Source organism: Brachybacterium vulturis (assembly GCF_002407185.1).
GTDB lineage: Bacteria > Actinomycetota > Actinomycetes > Actinomycetales > Dermabacteraceae > Brachybacterium > Brachybacterium vulturis.
On the sequence record NZ_CP023563.1, the window covers coordinates 1,081,679 to 1,100,369 of the forward strand.

The window sequence follows — 18,691 nt, forward strand, 5'->3', positions numbered from 1 at the left end:
TCGAGGACCGTCCCACGCTTGGGTCGGGAGCGGTGGTCACCTCGGGTCGGTGGGGGCGGGTCTAACTGAGGGGCGGGTCAATCCCCCGCATGGCCGCCACGGAGTTGCGGGGTTCAGGTTTTCGGGATCGGTGGCGGCATCGACGGTGCTCATCGTGCGGGCGGCTCTGCGGGCGGCTCGACAGTGCTGGCGAGAGAGGAGAAAGCCTGTCAAATATGAGACATGTAGTGCAAAATGGACATCACGCCCAATGTGCTCCAGTCTCGCCCTCAGGAGATCGCAATGTTAGAATCCCCAGCCCGTCGGATTGCACGCGGCGCGACAGTGGGTCTCAGTGCTGCCGCCATCGCCTTTGCGTCCGCCATCGTCCCCCTCGATGCGGCCGCCGCCGTCGAGCCTGGTGATCAGGTCAGTGTGCTGGCCTTTAACGATCTCCATGGCCAGATCTCCATCGACTTCGCATGTAGCGTCGTGCGCGCGAGGGCGCTGAATCCGAATCACGCCCTGCTCTCAGTCGGCGACAATGTGGGCGCCAGCACCACTGCGTCGGCCATGACCAATGACGAGTTCATAATTGACTACCTGAATGCCCTGGGCGTCGACGCCAGCGCGATCGGCGATCACGAGTACGACCAGGGTCGCGACGATCTCACCGGGCGCATCGAGCCGCGCACCAGCTTCCCGGACCTCGCTGCGAACGTCTTCGTGACGGCCACCGGCAAGCGACTCCATCAGCCTTACGCGATCGTCGATGCCGGTGAGGTGAAGGTGGCCGTCGTCGGTGCCGTCACCACCAAAACCGTTGACAGAGTCGCACCCGCCCTGATCGACGGCCTCGAGTTCCGCGATCCGGTCGACTCGGTCAATCAGGCTATCGCTGAGTTGGACGCTTCGGGTGAGGAGTACGACGTACTCGTCGCCTCTTACCACGAGGGTGCAGGGAGCAAGTTCTCCCTCTCGGATGGACGCGAATATGACCCCGGTGTGCCGCCCGCCATCACGAGTCCGATCTTCGAAAGGATCGTGAACGAGACCTCCACCGAGGTCGATGCGATTCTCACGGGAGACACGCATCAGGCATATGCCTTTAATGCGCCGGTGCCCGGTGAGGACGGAGAGGTTCGACCAGTCGTCCAGGCCCGTGACCATGCCTCGTACCTGGGACTCGTCAGCTTGGAGCTAGGGGCGGACGGTGACTGGGACCCCGTCGACGGCAACCCAAAGCTGATCGACACCCAATCCGAGGACCTGCCTGACTGTGCCGGTGATCCCACCTACGAGACTGCGCGGAAAATCGTACTGGATGGTGTGGTTGCGACCGAGTCACTGGGAATCGAGCCCGTCGGCTCCATCGCCGGCGACATCACCCCGTCGTGGCGTGACACAATGGCCTCCTACGTCGGTGGCGTCCGCACTGCGAATGATCCGGTCGAGGGTCAGGTGAACTCCAACTTCACCGTGGACAACCCTCAACGTCATTCCGCTATGGGCGGCATGATCGCAGATTCTATGAAGTGGTACCTCGAGGACGGCGGGCTGGATGGCGCGCACGAGGTCATCGGCTTCGTGAACCGTGATAACAGTCGCGGCGCATTCTGGTATGAGCAGTCGACCCACGACGAGGGCGACGGTGTGGTCATGTACGGCGAGGCCGTATCCATGAACAGCCAGTTCTACACCTGGCCCTTGATGAAGGGCGAGGTCACCGGAGCGCAGTTCGAGCAGATCCTCGAGGAGCAGTGGCAGCGAGCGGCCGACGGTGGCCCGGTCGTCCCGCCGTTCCTCGCTTTCGGCGTCTCCGAGAACGTCGAGTACGTGTTCGACTCTACCCGTGAACGCGACGACCGGATCGTCGAGATCCGCATCGACGGGGAGCCGATCGACTCTGACGCCACGTACACGATCATCACCATGGGTTACTTGTTCAATGACGGAGGTAACCTCCCTCCCCAATGGAATCGGGTCAACAACAACATGTGGACCCTCGCCGAGGCGACCGACGTGCGCGATGCCGGTGTGTTGTATCGGGACGTGATCATCAACTACTTGGAGGATCATCCGAATCTCGCTCCCGATTTCTCGCAACGCCAACTCGAGGTGCAGGTCCTCGACGGCGCGGCCCCGACGCTGCGCGTTCTGGGCATGGAGTCGCAGAGCCTCGGCGCCCCGTTGATCACCGAGGTGGCCGTGGACGCCGGCGAGTTCGGCACCTTCACCGCCCCGGTGGTCAGGGATGAAGAGACGGGGCGCCTGGTCGCCGAGGTAGATCTCGGTGCGGACTTCTGCGTCCCCGAGGGTGAGCGTGCGATCCTCGAGTTCACTGCGACCCCGGACACCGGGACCGCTATCACTCACGAGATCACGGGGGTCGGCGGCGAAGACTGCGGCTCCGATGACACCCCGACCGAGCCTGCCGAGCCGTCCGGACCGGAGGACTTCTCGGACGTGCCTCCGAGCACCATGTTCTACGAGGAGATCATGTGGATGCGAGGCGAGGGCTACACCACTGGCTGGGAGGGCGACAACACCTTCCGTCCGCTGCAGCCGGTGAACCGGGATGCGATGGCGGCGTTCCTGTACCGGATGGCCGGCTCACCCGAGGTGGACCTACCGAGCAGTGAACCGTTCACCGATGTCCAGAAGGGTGACGAGCATTACGCGGCGATCATGTGGGCCTACCAGCAGGGGATCACCACGGGGTGGGAGGACGGCACATTCCGGCCGACCACGCCGATCGCGCGCGATGCGATGGCGGCGTTCGTGTTCCGGTATGCGGGCTCGCCCGATGTCGAGGAACCGAGCTCGGCGGTGTTCTCGGATGTCCCGGCCAGCAACATGTTCGCTGCGGAGGTCGCCTGGATGAAGGCGCAGCGGATCACCACGGGGTGGCCGGACGGGACGTTCCGCCCGTTGGAGCCGACGAATCGTGACGCCACGGCCGCATTCCTCTACCGCATGAATGTGGAGCTGGGCATCACCTATACGCCTCGCTGACGGCCACTCGGTAGTCATGTGCGCCCTGCATCCTTCACTGGGTTCAGGGTGCACACGATTGTCAGCTCATCGTGAGGCCGCGGGGATCAGCCGCGCCCGGCGCGCTGGACCCGGGGCTCGCCGCCGGCCAAGGCTCCGGGAGCGTCCCAGGGTTCACCGCAGTGCGCCATCCCAGGGTTCACCGCAGAGCTATGCGTGGCCCCCTACCTACTGCGCGGTAGCCCATCTGCTGTGCCGCTATGGGCCTGCCGAAGTGGCACAACAGATGGGCTGGTCGGGAGTGGCGGCATAGGGACATTCGTGGTCGTGGTGTGACCTCGACGCGGTGCAGGGCAATCCCGACGTGGCGGGGCGCCGGATGGAAATCCCGAGGGGCGCGGTGTGAGGGATTCCGGTGACCTATGCCTGCTTCGCCCCCGCACGACCTTGCGAACCCGTGTCTGACTCGATGTGCTCGTCGGGAGGGCAGGTCGCCCCGGCGTTCTTGCCGAACATGCGGCGCGGGGCCTGCGCCTCGAAGACCTTCGCCGATCGCAGCGAGTCCACCTCGCCCACCACCGGGTTCGGCTGGTGGGTGGCACGGGAGCCGCCGTACAGCGAGATCAGGTTCATCGCGACCGCGCGCTGGTTGCGGTGGCCGAGCATCTTGGTGATGTGCACGCCCAGCCAGGCGGCCCAGCCGAGCGAGCCCGAGAGCCCGCCCAGGACCGGGATCTCCGCGATCGCGGCATGGCGGCCGATGGTGGCCATCGTGCCCAGGTCGGTGTACGTGAATTTCTTGCGCGGCGTGCCGGCGACCTCGGCGGCGATCGCGCGGGCCGCGGCCTCACCGGTCTGGATCGCGGGCTGCGCGAGCTGGGGGAGGGCCTCGTCCTGACCGGCGATGTCACCGGCGGCGTAGACCCCGGGGAAGCCCTTGACCTGCAGGTAGTCGTCGACCGCGAGGCGGCCGCGCTTGTCCTGGGGGAAACCCCACTCGGCGACGGACCGGGGGATCGCGACGCCGGCGGCCCAGATCGTGATGTCGGATTCGAGGATCGCGTCGTCGTCGAGCACCACGTGGTCGTAGCCGACCTCCTTCACCCCGCGTCCCAGCTGCAGGGTCACGCCGCGGTCCCGCAGCTCGTCGGCCGCGTACTGGCGGTACTTGGTGGAGAACTCCTTGAGCAGCTCGTCGCCGCGCTGCAGCACGGTGACCTGGAGCGTTCCCGGATCCATCTCCGGGTAGAGGATGTCCAGCTCCTGCATGCGGAAGTCAGCCAGGGCACCGGCGATCTCCACGCCCGTCGGCCCGCCGCCCACGATGCACACGTGCAACTTGTCATGGGTCTGGCCCACCTCGCGGCTCGAGCGCTCCAGCTCGGAGAAGACGCGGTCGCGGATCGCCAGCGCCTGGCTGCGGGTGTACATCGGCATCGCGTGCTCCTCGGCGCCGGGGGTGCCGAAGTAGGTGGTGGTCGCGCCGTTGGCGACGATCAGGTAGTCGTAGGCGATCTCGTGCTGGCCCTTCTGGCCCTCGTCCAGGCGCACCACCTTCCGCTGGGGATCCACGCCCTCGACCTCTCCCTGGCGGTAGCGCATGTTCGGCACCTTCAGGGACAGTCCGCGCAGGAACATGGTGACGTCGCCCGGGTTCAGGCCGGCGGTGGCGACCTGGTAGAGCAGCGGCTGGAAGGTCTTGTAGACGTTGCGGTCGATGAGGGTCACGCGCACCCGAGCGTCACGCAGGGCGCCCACGGCGTGCGCACCGGCGAAGCCGCCGCCCAGGATGACGACGTGCGGCCAGCTCGCGCCGTCCTTCGCGGGGACGGTGGGGCGACGGGTGACGAAGGGCAACGGTATGACCATGGGGAGGACTCCTTGAGCGGCGCTGGGGCGGCCCGGCCGGGGCTGGTGGCCGATCGGGTCGTGGTCCGCGTCTGGAAGAGGGAGGGGGCGTCGGAGCGAGCGGGCTGGGGACGATGCCGGATCCGACCCGGGCCGGTGCCGAGATCATCGAGGAGAGGCCGTGGGCGGGGTCGGGTGGACCATCCGAAGTCCCCGTCGATGGTACCCACTGGGTCCCGGTGGGGCCACGAGCGGACCGGCCGAGGGGACGAGGTCACACATGGAAAGCGTTCGCCCGATGCATGTCGACCGCGCGGCCGGGGTCGCCCCGGCCGCCGCGGCGCCACCGGCCGGTTCCGCAACCCTGCTCGCCCCGCAGGATCGTGCGGCGCGGACGGCACTCCTCGGATCACGGGAAGGTCACGATATTCCTGGTGGCGGCGTCGGAAAGCGGCCTGACCACGGCGGAGGTGAACTGCCGATGACAGGTCGATACCGGCTTGGTGAAAACACCAGCGGGCGCGACGTTTCTGGGGTGTGATGGAACGGCTCATCCCGCATCTTTCCCTGCCCCCAGGAGCTTTCCATGATGGACATCCCCGCTCGCCGCCTCGGGCGCGGCGTGGCCGCCGGGCTCGGTGCCGCCGCGGTCGCCGTCGCGTCGGCCGTCGTGCCGCTCGGCGCCGCCGCCGCCGATCCCGGTGACCAGGTCACCCTGATGACCTTCAACGACTTCCACGGCGCCATCGGTGGTGCCGCCGGCCTCGTCTGCGCCGTCGAGACGGTGCGCGCCGAGAGCGATACCTCGGTGCTGCTCTCCGCCGGTGACAATGTGGGCGGTTCCGCCTTCGCCTCCGCTGTGCAGAACGATGAGCCCACGATCGACGTGCTCAACGCCATGGGCGTCGACGCCACGGCGATCGGCAACCACGAGTACGACCAGGGCGTCGAGGACCTGCTGGAGCGCATCGAGCCCCGCACCGCGTTCCCGGACCTCGCCGCGAACGTCTATGACGAGGCCACCGGCGATCGGATCCACGACGCGTACACCGTCATCGACCGCGACGGTGTGAAGATCGCCGTGATCGGCGCGGTCACCACGAAGACCGTGGGCAAGGTCAGCCCCGCCGCCATCGAGGGCCTCGAGTTCGGCGACCCGGTCGACGCGGTCAACGACGTCGTCGCGGAGATGGCGAGCGACGGGGTCGAGTACGACATCCTCATCGCCTCCTATCACGAGGGCGCGAGCGCGAACGCCGAGCCGGGCGTCGCCCCGGACAACACGGACCCGATCTTCGACAAGATCGTCACCGAGACCTCGGCCGAGGTCGACGCGATCTTCAACGGCGACTCGCACCGGGTCTACAACTTCAACGCTCCGGTCCCCGGCCAGGACGGCGAGGAGCGTGCCATCGTGCAGACCGGCTCCAGCGCCGCGAACCTCGGCGTGGTGAACCTGGAGCTGGGCGAGGACGGGGACTGGGACGTGCTGGGCATGCCCGAGCTGATCGCCACCCCCCTGCCCGAGGGTGAGACCTGCGCGATCACGACCCCGGTGGTCGAGGACGTCACCCAGATCGCCCAGGACGCCATCGACCAGGCGGCCGTGGTCGGCGCCGAGCCCGTCGGCTCCGTCGACGGGGACGTCACCACCTCCTGGGACGACTCCAAGGCCTCCTATGTCGACGGCATCCGCACCGCGGACGAGCCGGTCGGGAACCAGGCGACCACCAAGGGCGACAACCGCACGCGCCACTCCGCGGCCGGCAACATGCTCGCCGACTCCATGAGGTGGTACCTCGAGGACGCCGGCCTCGGCGGCGAGCACGAGGTCATCGGCTTCATGAACCCCGGCGGCATCCGCGCGGAGCTCTGGTACGAGGAGTCCGCGGCCGACGAAGGGGAGGGCGTGGTCACCTACGCCGAGGCCAACTCCATGGTCCCCTTCGGCAACACCCTGAACTCCGGTGAGGTCACCGGTGCGCAGTTCGACCAGATGCTCGAGGAGCAGTGGCAGCGCAACGCCGCCGGCGGAGCGGTCGACCCCGGGGACGAGTCCTTCCTCGCCTTCGGCGTCTCCGAGAACGTCGAGTACGCCTTCGACTCCAGCGCCGAGCGCGATGACCGGATCATCGACATCCGCATCGACGGCGAGCCGATCGATCTCGACGCGATGTACACCATCGTGGCCGCGAGCTTCCTCTTCGAGGGCGGCGACAACATGCACGCCCTCGCCGAGGCGGAGAACGTGCGCGACTCCGGCGTGCTGGACCGCGACGCCTTCATCGGCTACCTCGAGGCGCACGAGGGCCTCGATCCCGACTACTCGCAGCGCCAGCTGGACGTCGAGCTGCGCGGCGCCGCCGCACCCGACGGCCAGGTGCTGCGCGTGAGCAAGGCGGCATCCCAGAGCCTCGGTGCGCCCGAGATCGAGACGGTGCACGTCGATGCCGGCGAGCTCGGCACCTTCGAGACGCCCTACGAGTACGACGAGGCCAGCGGCACCTACTACGCCGATATCGCGCTCGGCGCCGAGAACCGTCTCAGCGCCGAGGAGACCGCCGCGCTGACGATCACCACCACCCCGTCCGCCGGCACCTCGGTCACCTTCGAGCTGACCGGCCAGGACGTCTCCTTCACCGACATCGACGGCAACCTCTTCGTCGACGAGATCATGTGGATGGCCGAGAACGGCTACTCCTACGGCTGGTACGACGAGGAGACCGACACCTCCGAGTTCCGCCCGCTTCAGCCGGTCAACCGTGACGCGATGGCCGCGTTCCTGTACCGCCTGGCGGGCTCTCCCGAGGTGGATCTGCCCCGCAGCGAGCCGTTCACGGACGTGGAGAAGGGCGACGAGCACTACGCGGCGATGATGTGGGCCTACCAGCAGGGCATCACTGAGGGCTGGGATGACGGCACCTTCCGGCCGACCACGCCGATCGCTCGCGATGCGATGGCGGCCTTCGTGTACCGCTACGCCGGCTCGCCGGACGTCGAGGACCCCACCTCTGCGGTGTTCGACGACGTCTCCGCCTCGAACCAGTTCGCCACGGAGATCGCGTGGATGAGGTCCGAGGAGATCACCACCGGCTGGCCGGACGGCACCTATCGTCCGCTGGCCCCGACCAACCGTGATGCGACCGCGGCCTTCCTGTTCCGGATGACCGACGAGAACGAGATCACGTTCATGTCCGAACAGGACTGATCCGAGCGGCGCGGGCCGGGGCGTCATGTCCCGGCCCGCGCCGTCTCCCGCCGTCGTCCCCACCGTCGGCCCCGACTGTCGGACCCGCCCGCGAGACTCTCCCCACCACGAACCCAGGAGTTCCCCATGAGCACCCCCACCCACGGCGTGGCCCTGCGCAGCCGCATGGCGCGCGTCGGCGCCGCCGCTGCGGCGCTCGCGCTCGGCGTGAGCCTGGTCCCCGGCCTCTCGGCGACCGCGCAGGCCGCCGTCGTCACCCCTGGCGACCTGCAGCTGAACGAGATCTACGGCGGCGGCGGCAACTCCGGCGCCGCCTTCCAGCACGATTTCGTGGAGCTGGTCAACACCGGCGATGAGGACATCTCCGTCGACGGCTGGTCGCTGCAGTACGCCTCGAAGTCCGGCACGTTCAACAACTCCGTGGCGCTGTCCGGGACCGTGCCCGCCGGCAGCACCTTCCTCATCCGGCTCGCCCCCGGCAACGGCGCCGGCGATCCGCTCCCGGAGTCGGATCTGACCGGCGGCATCAACGCCTCCGGCAGCGGCGGCACCTTCGCGCTCTCCGACGCCGAGGGCGCACTCGCCTGCGAGGGCACGACCTGCGCCGAGGACCCCGCCGTGGTGGACCTGGTGGGCTGGGGCCCGGCCGCGACCTTCTCCGGCGAGGCCCCCGCTCCCGGGACGGACAACGCGACCTCCGTCTCCCGCATCGCTGCGACCGGCGAGAACTCCACCGACTTCGCCGCGGGCACCCCGACGCCCGGTGACGCCGCCCCCGGCGACGGCGGGGACGACGGCGGGGGCGATGAGCAGCCGCCGGGTGAGACCGTCGAGGCGTCGATCGCCGACATCCAGGGCACCGGCGCGCAGAGCCCGCTGGCCGGTCAGCATGTGGTCACCGAGGGTGTGGTCACCGCGGTGTACGCCACCGGCGGCCTGAACGGCTATGTCATCCAGACCGCCGGCAGCGGCGGGGCGCTGGACCTCTCCACCCACACCGGCTCCACCGCCGTGTTCGTCTACTCCGTCGGCACCATGGACCAGGTCGCCGTCGGCGACTCGGTGCGCGTGACCGGCGAGGTCTCCGAGTACCACGGCTCCACCCAGATCACCGTCGGCGCCGAGGGCCTGCAGCTGCTCGAGCAGGACCTCGAGCCCGTCGAGCCCGCGACCCTCGCGGGCACCTTCCCCGTCGAGGAGGCGCAGCGCGAGAGCCTCGAGCACATGCTGTACCTGCCCGGCGAGGGCGACTTCACCGTCACCGACGTGTACCCCACCAACCGCTTCGGCGAGGTCACCCTCGCCATCGGCGACGAGCCCCTGTGGCAGGCCGGCGAGCTGATGGCCCCGGGCGCGGAGGCCACCGAGTACTTCACCAGCCGCGATGAGCTCACGGTGCTGCTGGATGACGGGAAGACCACGAACTTCTCGGACAATGCCCAGCAGCCGCTGAGCTGGCTGAGCACCGAGGAGCCGGTGCGCGTGGGCGCGGCGGCCGGCTTCACCGACCCGGTGGTGGTCGCCTATTCCTTCGACCAGTGGCGGCTGAACCCCACCACCCCGTGGACCTCCGCGGACACCGACGGTGTGGACTTCGAGGCCACCCGCCAGGACGCGCCCGACGCGGTGGGCGGCGACCTGCAGCTGGCCACCTTCAACGTGCTGAACTACTTCACCACCCTCGGCGAGGACACGCCCGGCTGCGAGCCGTACACCAACATCGAGGGGGAGGGCACCAGCGTGGCCGGCGGCTGCCTGCTGCGCGGCGCCTGGGGCGCCGACGACCTCGAGCGCCAGGAGTCCAAGATCGTCGACGCGATCGTGGGCACCGGGGCCGACGTGGTGGGCCTGATGGAGATCGAGAACTCCGCCCGCCTGGGCGAGGAGGCCGACGAGGCCACCGCCACCCTGGTCGCCGCGCTGAACGCGCAGGCCGGCGAGGGCACCTGGGACTACGTCCGCACCGGCGAGGCCTACTCCGCCCTGGGCCTGGACGGCGGTCAGGACGTGATCACCAACGCGATCATCTTCAAGCCCGCTGAGGTCACCCCCGTCGGCAGCGCGGAGATCCTCGCCGAGGACGAGGCGTTCGAGAACGCCCGCGAGCCGATCGGACAGGTGTTCGCCCCGGTCTCCGGCAGCGGCGCGGAGCAGGTCGAGGGCGAGCCGTTCCTCTTCACCGTCAACCACTTCAAGTCCAAGGGCTCCAAGGACGACGAGGACGCGGACCTGCCCGAGGACCCGGTCCAGGGCAACGCCCGCACCTCCCGCCTGCAGCAGGCCGAGGCGCTGCTGACCTGGGGCGAGGCCACGGCCGCCGAGCGGGGCGTCGAGGACGTCTTCCACGGCGGCGACTTCAACGCCTACACCGAGGAGGAGCCGCTGCAGCTCTTCTACGACGCCGGCTTCGAGAACCTGCGCGAGACCCATGACCCCGAGAGCTGGACCTACAGCTACGGCGGCATGGTCGGCGCGCTGGACCATGTGGTCGCCAACGCCTCCGCCGCCGAGCGCATCTCGGGAGCGACCGCCTGGCAGATCAACGGCCCCGAGTCGGTGATGCTCCAGTACTCCCGCTACCTCAACAACACCACCGACCTCTACGGGGCCGGTCCCTTCGCCTCCTCGGACCATGACCCGGTGATCGTGGGACTGGACGCGGAGTTCGCGGAGGCGGAGGACTTCGTCGACGTCCCGCCGGGCACCATGTTCTACGACGAGATCATGTGGATGGCGGACAACGGCTACTCCACGGGCTGGGAGGACGGCACCTTCCGTCCCCTGGAGCCGGTCAACCGTGATGCGATGGCCGCGTTCCTGTACCGCCTGGCGGGCTCTCCCGAGGTGGATCTGCCCCGCAGCGAGCCGTTCACGGACGTGGAGAAGGGCGACGAGCACTACGCGGCGATCATGTGGGCCTACCAGCAGGGCATCACTGAGGGCTGGGATGACGGCACCTTCCGGCCGACCACGCCGATCGCTCGCGATGCGATGGCGGCCTTCGTGTACCGCTACGCCGGCTCGCCGGACGTCGAGGACCCCACCTCTGCGGTGTTCGACGACGTCTCCGCCTCGAACCAGTTCGCCACGGAGATCGCGTGGATGAGGTCCGAGGAGATCACCACCGGCTGGCCGGACGGCACCTACCGTCCGCTGGCCCCGACCAACCGTGATGCGACCGCGGCCTTCCTCTACCGGATGAGCGCCGAGAACGAGATCAGCTACCTGTCCGAACAGGACTGAGACCCCGCTCCTCGAGCAGGGCTGGCACCGACGGCGCGGGCCGGGGAGCATGGCGTCCTGGGGAGCGTCAGCGGTACGAGCCGCTGACGCCCCCAGCCATGTCCGATCTCGTCGAACGGAACCCCGTGATCTCCACCCCAGGCTCGCTCGCCCGTCGGCTCGGCCTGCGGGACGCGGTCGTGATCGGCCTGGCCGCGATGATCGGGGCCGGCGCCTTCGTCTCCCTCGGGGCCGCCCAGGACCTCGCCGGGGCGCTGGCCCCGCTGGCCGTGCTGCTGGCCGCCGGGGTCGCGCTGTGCAACGCCACCTCCACCGCGCAGCTGGCGGCCCAGCATCCCGCCGCGGGCGGCACCTACCACTTCGGCAGGCAGCAGCTGGGTCCCTGGTGGGGCTTCCTCGCCGGCTGGTGTTTCGTGATCGGCAAGATCGCCTCCTGCGCCGCGATGGCCCTGGTCATCGCCGCCTACCTGGTGCCCGAGCCGGCGCAGCGGATCGTCGCCGCGCTCGTGGTCGTGGTGCTCACCGCCGTGAACCTGGTGGGCGTCACCCGCACCGCGGCGCTCGCCCGCGTGCTGGTCACCATCGCGCTCACCGCGCTGGTGCTCACCGGGGTGCGGCTCGCGATCGGCCTCGCCACCGGTGCGACCGGAACCGGCGGAGACGCTGCCGGGGATGCGACCGCGGGCGCTGCCGACGGGGTCCGCACCGCCGACGGGATGATCGCCGGCCTCGCCGACGCGACCCCCGGCCCCCTGGCCGGCTCCGCGGCAGGTCTCTGGGACGGTGGGCTCGCCGCCGTGCTCAGTGCCGGCAGCGGCGGAGCGGTCGGGATCGTGCTCGCCGTGGCCCAGGCCGCGGCGCTGATGTTCTTCGCCTTCGCCGGCTACGCACGGGTGGCGACCCTCGGCGAGGAGGTCACCGAGCCCCGCCGCACGATCCCCCGCGCGGTCCTCATCGCCCTGGGCATCGTGGCCGTGCTGTACCTGACCCTCTCCGTGCTGCTGGTCCTCGTCGGTCCCGCTCCGGGCGACCAGGGCTGGGGTCCGGCCCCGTTCCTCACCGCGCTCCGGTCCGTGGGCGCCGGCGGGGCGTGGAGCGTGGTCATCACCGTGGGCGCGGTCGCCGCCGCCGGCGGGGCGCTGCTCGCCCTGGTCGCAGGGATCTCCCGCACCGCGCTCGCCATGGCCCGTCAGCGGGATCTGCCGCCGGTGCTCGCCCACGTCAGCCCCCGGTTCGCGGTGCCGCAGCGGGCAGAGATCGTCGCGGGCCTCGCCGTGCTGGCACTGGTGCTGCTGGCGGGGGACGTGCTGGTCGCGATCGCCGCCTCCGCCTTCGGGGTGCTGCTCTACTACGCGATCGCGAACCTCGCCGCGCTCACCCAGGTGGGGGAGTGGAGGCTGTTCCCCAAGGCCATGCAGGTGCTGGGACTGTGCGGCTGCGTGCTGCTGGTCGTGGCCCTGCCCGGCAGCACGATCGCGGTCGGAGCGGTCCTGGTGCTGCTGGGGCTCGCCTATCGCGGCATCGTCCTCGCCGCCCGCCGCTGAGAGCGCCGACGGTCCGCGCCGTGCCCCGTGCCCCGTGCCCTCTGTCCGCTGCCCGCCCGGGATTGTCAGGATCTGACAATCTGTCCGGGTCGTCCGGGTCGTCCGGGTCGTCCGGGTCGTCCGGGTCGTCCGGGTCGTCCGGGTCGTGCGGGTCGTGCGGGTCGTGCGGGTCGTGCGGGTCGTGCGGGTCATCCGGGTCGTGTGCGCCACGCGGACGGACGCCATCGAATAAGTGTTGACTTATATGACCGGTCGAAGGACGATCGGGGCATGCACGCGCTCGATGTCCTCGGCGACCCGGTGCGGCGTCGGATCCTCGAGCTCCTCGCCGACCACGGGGAGCTCGGTGCGCCCGAGCTCGGCGCCGGCGAGATCGGCGAGATCGTGCAGCCGGAGTTCGGGATCAGTCAGCCGGCCGTCTCCCAGCACCTGCGGGTCCTGCGCGAGCACGGCTTCGCCACCGTCCGGGCCGAAGGGCGCCGCCGCTTCTACGCGGTCGATTCCCGCGGCCCGCAGGAGGCACAGGAATGGCTCACCCCCTTCGAGCGCTTCTGGCTGCCGAAGCTCGACGCCCTGGGCACCGAACTCGCGCGCGGGAAGCTCCAGCGCCGCCGCGCCGTGGACGCCGCCTCGCCGGCCGTTGCTGACCCGGCATCGCCGGCCGTACCCGGCACAGTCCGGTCGGTCGCCTCCGGCGCCGGCCCGCCTGCTGCCGCCGAGACCGCCCGCGCCCCCTCGAACTCCGCGCCGGGCACCCCGCCCGCCCCGACCCCGACCCCGACCCCGAAGGAGACCTGACATGGTCGACGTCCCCACCCAGCTGCAGTCCGTCACCCGCACTTACCGCCTCGAGGAGCGAGAGGGCGAGCCCGCGCACGTCCAGTCGCTCGAGCAGACCTACCCCGCTGCGCTGGCCGAGGTGTGGGACGCGGTCACCACCGCCGAGCGCATCCAGCGCTGGTTCCTGCCGATCAGCGGCGACCTGGAGCTGGGCGGCCGCTACCAGTTCGAGGGCAACGCCGGTGGAGAGATCCTCGCCTGCGAGCCGCCGTCCGATGGGGCCGCCGAGTACTCCGTGACCTGGGAGATGATGGGCGGCGTGTCCTGGCTGACCATCCGCCTGGCCGCGGACGGCGACCAGGCCACCCGCTTCGAGCTCGAGCACACCTCCCGCACCGCGGACATCCCTGCCGAGATGTGGGAGACCTTCGGCCCCGGCGCCACCGGTGTGGGCTGGGACGGCGGCCTGCTGGGCCTGGGTCTGCACCTGGGTGCGACCGCGGGCTCGTTGGCCCCGTCCGAGGCCGAGGCCTGGGCCGGCACCGAGGAGGGCCGCTCCTTCTACCGCGGCGCGGCCGACGGCTGGGCCGTGGCCCACACCGCCTCCGGCGAGGATGCCGAGATCGCCCAGCAGCGGGCCGACGCCACCTACGGCTTCTATACCGGCACCGGCCAGGAAGGCTGAGCCCCCGCCTGCCCAGCGCCCGGGCCGGCACCTCAGCGTCTCAGCACCTCAGCGCCGCGGTCCGGCGAGTCGGGCAGCTGCATCCACTGGCGCCCAGCCAGCACACGGCGCCCATACGGGCAGGTGCGTGCTGGCAGAGCGCCACCGGCCGCTCCACCACACCGCAGGGACTCGCTCAGACCGCCCGGGCGATCACCACGAACTCGCGCCCGGGCCGGTCCAGCCGAGGGACTGGGCAGGAGAGGTCGTCGCAGGCTCACCGAGCACGGACAGCTCGGCCTCGGAGGGAGCCCGGTCAGCCGGCATGGCCGCGAGCGTACGTCGGCCGCACCGCTGCCGACCAGCGGTTTTCGTGGCTGCGGCCCGCAGCTCAGACGAAGCTCGTCCAGGTGGTGTCGGCGTCGATCAGCCAGTGGTTGCGCAGGGTCAGCGCACGCTCGGTCGCCGCCAGCACCCCCGCGATCAGCAGCGCGGTATTGGCCCCGACGGGCAGCTGGATCGGGGAGGTGAACGTCCCGACCCGCTCCGCGACGACCTCCACGGTGGTGATCATCTCGGCGAGCTGCGGGAGCATCACCACCAGGCCCGCCAGCAGCACGAGGACCGCGGCCACGCCGATCGCCCTGCTCGCGCGCGGGTGGTGCCTGCCGACGCGGGCCCGTCGGCCCTCCAGGGAGCGCGGGTGAGGGCGCAGCGCCCGCGGCTGCCCGCCGTCGGGCACATGATGCATGCGGGTCAGACCGTACATGCTGGTCGCGACCTCGATCGCCCCGCCCGGCACGGTGAAGGCCACCGGCGGGTTCGCGATGTGCAGCTGGGTGCCGTCGCGGTACAGCGCGACCGGCGCGTGCCGGGAGCCCTCGGCGAGCGTGCCGCCCTCGAGGTCGGCGGCGAGGTAGCGCACGTCGATGCAGTACTGCGAGGTGCGCCCCTCCTGCTCGGCCGGATCCAGGAAGAACTGGGTGCGGGTGAGCAGCTGCCACCAGCGCAGATCCTTCAGCGCGCTGCCGTCCCCGGGCTTCGCCCGGCGGAGCCGACGGGAACGCTGCAGTCGCGTGAACATGGATCTCCTGAGAGGGGACGAGGCGAGACCGCAGGATCGCGGCACCACCCCATTCCAGCCGATCCTCCGCCGCCGCGACCAGTGCCAGCTGTCATCTCCTCCGAAGGGAGGAGGCCCGGTCTCCGCCCGGGCTCAGGCGCCCCGCAGCTCCCGCGGCAGCTCCTCCAGCAGCCGCAGCCACAGCTCGGAGGCGGCGGGGAAGCTCGGCACCGCGTGCCGCAGCGCGGACACCGGCACCTGGCCGACGATCGCGATGGTCGCGGCATGGAGCATCTCGGAGGCGTCGGGACCCACGAAGGTGGCACCGAGCAGCGTCCGTGCCGCCCGGTCGACCACCAGCTGAGCAGTGCCGGTGACATCGGCCCGCAACAGCGCCGAGCCGGCCGCCTCGCCGAAGGGCACCTGCGCCGTGACCACGTCATGGCCCGCCGCGCGGGCCGCCGCCTCGGTGAGCCCGACACTGGTGACCTGCGGATCGGTGAACACCACCTGGGGGACCGGCACCCGCTCGGGCACCGGTTCGAGCGCCTCACCGGTCGCGCCGGCACGGATCGCCTGCCCGATCACACGAGAGCGGTACTTGCCCCAGTGGGTCAGCGGCACGTCCCCGCTGGCATCGCCCACCACCTGCAGCCACTGGGGCAGCGGGGCCCCGGTGGCATCATCGGAGGTGGTGGTCTCGGCGCCGGTGACGTCCTGGGCAGTGAGTCCGACCGCCTCCAGGCCCACCTCCGCCAGCCGGGGCCGACGACCGGTCGCGGCGAGCACCTCGTCGGCGCTCACCTCCCGGCGCCCGCCGGCGTCCTCGACCTGCAGCGTGACCCGGCCGCCGTGGAGCCGGCCGAGCCCGGTCCTCCGTGCACCTTCGCGTTCGCCGCTGAGGACCGAGGCTCCGAACTGGACGTCCACCCCGAGAGCGCGCAGCGCATCCCGCACCTGTGTGCCGGCGAAGGGCTCGAAGCCGGTCAGCAGGGAGGTGCCGCGCACCAGCAGCCGCACCCGGGAGCCGAGCCCCGCCATCCAGGTCGCGGCCTCGACCGCGACCACGCCGCCGCCGACGATCACCAGCTCCTCCGGCACCTCGCGCACCCCGGTCGCATCCCGGGAGGTCCATGGCGCCAGCTCCTGCAGCGGTCCGGGCACCACGGCCTCGGAGCCGGAGGCGATCACCACCGCGCGGCGGGCACGGATCCGGGTGGGGGCCGCGGGGGTGCTCGGCATCGACGAGGCCGGGGGTCCTGCGGAGGTGCCGTCGGCGAGGTCGGCGGGGCTGGGGCCGCCCGGTGCGTCGGCCGGCTCCACCAGCACCTCCCGCTCGCCGACGATCCGGCCGTGCCCGCGCACCACCTGCATGCCCGCGCCCTCGGCCCACTGCACCTGGCCGGCATCGTCGTAGTGGGAGACCCAGCTGTCGCGCCGGGCCAGCAGCGCCTCGCGGTCGACCTCCGGGGTGGTGATCCCCGGCAGGTGGGCGGCGGTGTCCGCGACGGCGAGCGGCCGCAGCAGCGCCTTGGACGGTATGCACGCGAAGTAGGAGCATTCGCCGCCCAGCAGCTCGGACTCGACGATCACCGCGGTGAGGTCGGTGCCCTCGATCGCGTACTGGGCGACGTTCTCGCCGACGGGGCCGCCGCCGAGCACGACGACGTCGGCGGTGAGATCAGCGGGAACGGAGTCGGTGGACGGGGACTGCGCATCGGTGGCCATATCCGCACGCTACGCCACCAGAAATCCGCTGTCAGTGAGGTCAGAACGCTGCAGAGGCGTTCGGAGCTCGTATACGGCAGGTTTCTGGTGGCGGCGCCGCCGTGCCGGGGGTAGGGCGGCGCCGCGGTGCCTGGGGTGGCGGCGCCGCCGTGCCCTGGCTCAGAAAGGATTAGGCGTCAGCGTGTACTTCGACTGCAGGTACTCGTGGATGCCCTCCGCGCCGCCCTCGCGGCCCAGGCCCGACATCTTCCAGCCGCCGAACGGCGCCGCGGCGTTGGAGACCACGCCCATGTTCAGGCCCAGCATCCCGGCCTCCAGCAGCTCGATCATCCGCTGCCCCCGGGCGAGGTCCTGCGTATAGACGTAGGAGACCAGCCCGAACTCGGTGCCGTTCGCCAGGCGCACGGCTTCCTCCTCGGTGTCGAAGGGGACGATCGCGAGCACCGGCCCGAAGATCTCCTCCCGCAGCAGCTCGCTGCCCTCGGGCACGTCCGTGAGCACCGTGGCCTCGAAGAAGGTGCCCTCGCCCTCGACCCTCTTCCCGCCGGTGGTGAGGGTCGCGCCGCGATCGACCGCGTCGGAGACCAGCGTGCCGGCCTTCTGGACCGCGTCCTCGTCGATCAGCGGGCCGATGGTCACGCCCTCCTCGGTGCCGCGGCCCATGCCGAAGTCCTCGACCCGCTCGGTGACCCGGCGGGCGAACTCGTCGGCCAGCGAGCGGTGGACGATGAAGCGGTTCGCGGCGGTGCAGGCCTGGCCGATGTTGCGGAACTTCGCGAGCATCGCGCCCTCGACCGCGGCGTCCAGATCCGCGTCCTCGAAGATCACGAACGGGGCGTTGCCGCCCAGCTCCATCGAGGTGCGCAGCACGCCCGGTGCCGCCTGGGACAGCAGCTTCTGCCCCACCTCGGTGGAGCCGGTGAAGGAGAGCTTGCGCAGCCGCGGATCGGCGAGGATCGGCTCGGAGACGGCGCGGGAGGAGCGGGAGGTGACCACGTTGACCACGCCTGCCGGCAGCCCCGCCTCCTCCAGCAGCTTCACGAACGCGAGGGTGGTCAGCGGGGTCAGCTGCGCCGGTTTGATGATCACCGTGCAGCCGGCCGCGAGCGCCGGGGCGATCTTGCGGGTCGCCATCGCCAGCGGGAAGTTCCACGGGGTGATCAGGAAGCAGGGCCCCACCGGGTGCTGGGTGACGATCGCCCGCCCGGTGCCCTCGGGGACCGCGCCGTAGCGGCCCTGGACCCGCACCGCCTCCTCGCTGAACCAGCGCAGGAACTCGGCGCCGTACGTCACCTCGCCGCGGGACTCTGCCAGTGGCTTGCCCATCTCCAGCGTCATCAGCAGCGCGAACTCCTCGGCGCGCTCGGTGAGCAGGTCGAAGGCCCGCCGCAGCAGCTCGCCCCGCTCCCGGGCCGGGGTCCGGGCCCAGGCGGGGAAGGCCTCCGCCGCCGCGTCCATCGCGGCCTGCGCGTCGGCGCTGGAGGCGGAGGCGATGGTGCGGATCACCTCGCCGGTGGCGGGATCGCGGACCTCCAGGGTCTCCCCGCCCTCCGCGGCGCGCCAGCGCCCGTCGATGAACAGCTCCTGGGGGACGGCGGCCAGCAGCTCCTGCTCGTGGTTCTCAGTCATGGCTCTCCTCG

At 70.7% G+C, this 18,691-nt stretch carries 10 protein-coding genes; 6 read left to right on the forward strand and 4 right to left on the reverse strand.

Annotated features, from left to right (window positions below):
* Positions 1 to 234: 234 nt before the first annotated feature.
* Positions 235 to 2,994, forward strand: coding sequence for an S-layer homology domain-containing protein (locus CFK38_RS04830; RefSeq protein WP_096802066.1), 2,760 nt, complete (start codon positions 235 to 237; stop codon positions 2,992 to 2,994).
* Between the two features lie 399 nt (positions 2,995 to 3,393).
* Here the strand turns inward: CFK38_RS04830 and CFK38_RS04835 are convergent, their stop codons facing one another.
* Positions 3,394 to 4,842 (reverse strand): NAD(P)/FAD-dependent oxidoreductase, encoded by a 1,449-nt coding sequence (locus CFK38_RS04835; protein WP_245851227.1) that lies wholly within the window; start codon positions 4,840 to 4,842, stop codon positions 3,394 to 3,396.
* A gap of 565 nt (positions 4,843 to 5,407) precedes the next feature.
* On the opposite strand from CFK38_RS04835, the gene CFK38_RS04840 reads away from it, so the two are divergent.
* From CFK38_RS04840 to CFK38_RS04860, 5 genes are all read left to right on the forward strand, one after another.
* The gene (locus CFK38_RS04840) at positions 5,408 to 8,029 is read left to right on the forward strand and encodes a 5'-nucleotidase C-terminal domain-containing protein (RefSeq protein WP_096802067.1); all 2,622 of its coding nucleotides are present in this window, start codon (positions 5,408 to 5,410) and stop codon (positions 8,027 to 8,029) included.
* A gap of 126 nt (positions 8,030 to 8,155) precedes the next feature.
* On the forward strand, positions 8,156 to 11,272 hold the full coding sequence (locus CFK38_RS04845) for an ExeM/NucH family extracellular endonuclease (RefSeq protein ID WP_096802068.1): 3,117 nt from the start codon (positions 8,156 to 8,158) through the stop codon (positions 11,270 to 11,272).
* 98 nt (positions 11,273 to 11,370) lie between these two features.
* Complete coding sequence (locus CFK38_RS04850) at positions 11,371 to 12,816, forward strand: APC family permease (RefSeq protein ID WP_096802069.1); 1,446 nt, start codon at positions 11,371 to 11,373, stop codon at positions 12,814 to 12,816.
* A gap of 270 nt (positions 12,817 to 13,086) precedes the next feature.
* On the forward strand, positions 13,087 to 13,614 hold the full coding sequence (locus CFK38_RS04855; protein WP_096802070.1) for an ArsR/SmtB family transcription factor: 528 nt from the start codon (positions 13,087 to 13,089) through the stop codon (positions 13,612 to 13,614).
* 1 nt (position 13,615) lies between these two features.
* The gene (locus CFK38_RS04860; RefSeq protein WP_096802071.1) at positions 13,616 to 14,281 is read left to right on the forward strand and encodes an SRPBCC domain-containing protein; all 666 of its coding nucleotides are present in this window, start codon (positions 13,616 to 13,618) and stop codon (positions 14,279 to 14,281) included.
* Between the two features lie 370 nt (positions 14,282 to 14,651).
* On the opposite strand, the gene CFK38_RS04865 is transcribed toward CFK38_RS04860, so the two are convergent.
* The 3 genes from CFK38_RS04865 to CFK38_RS04875 form a co-directional block, all read right to left on the reverse strand.
* The gene (locus CFK38_RS04865; RefSeq protein ID WP_096802072.1) at positions 14,652 to 15,344 is read right to left on the reverse strand and encodes a hypothetical protein; all 693 of its coding nucleotides are present in this window, start codon (positions 15,342 to 15,344) and stop codon (positions 14,652 to 14,654) included.
* A 132-nt stretch (positions 15,345 to 15,476) separates the two neighbouring features.
* Positions 15,477 to 17,051, reverse strand: coding sequence for an FAD-dependent oxidoreductase (locus CFK38_RS04870; protein ID WP_096802073.1), 1,575 nt, complete (start codon positions 17,049 to 17,051; stop codon positions 15,477 to 15,479).
* Between the two features lie 159 nt (positions 17,052 to 17,210).
* Positions 17,211 to 18,680, reverse strand: a complete 1,470-nt coding sequence (locus CFK38_RS04875; RefSeq protein WP_096802074.1) for an NAD-dependent succinate-semialdehyde dehydrogenase — start codon at positions 18,678 to 18,680, stop codon at positions 17,211 to 17,213.
* Positions 18,681 to 18,691: the final 11 nt, after the last annotated feature.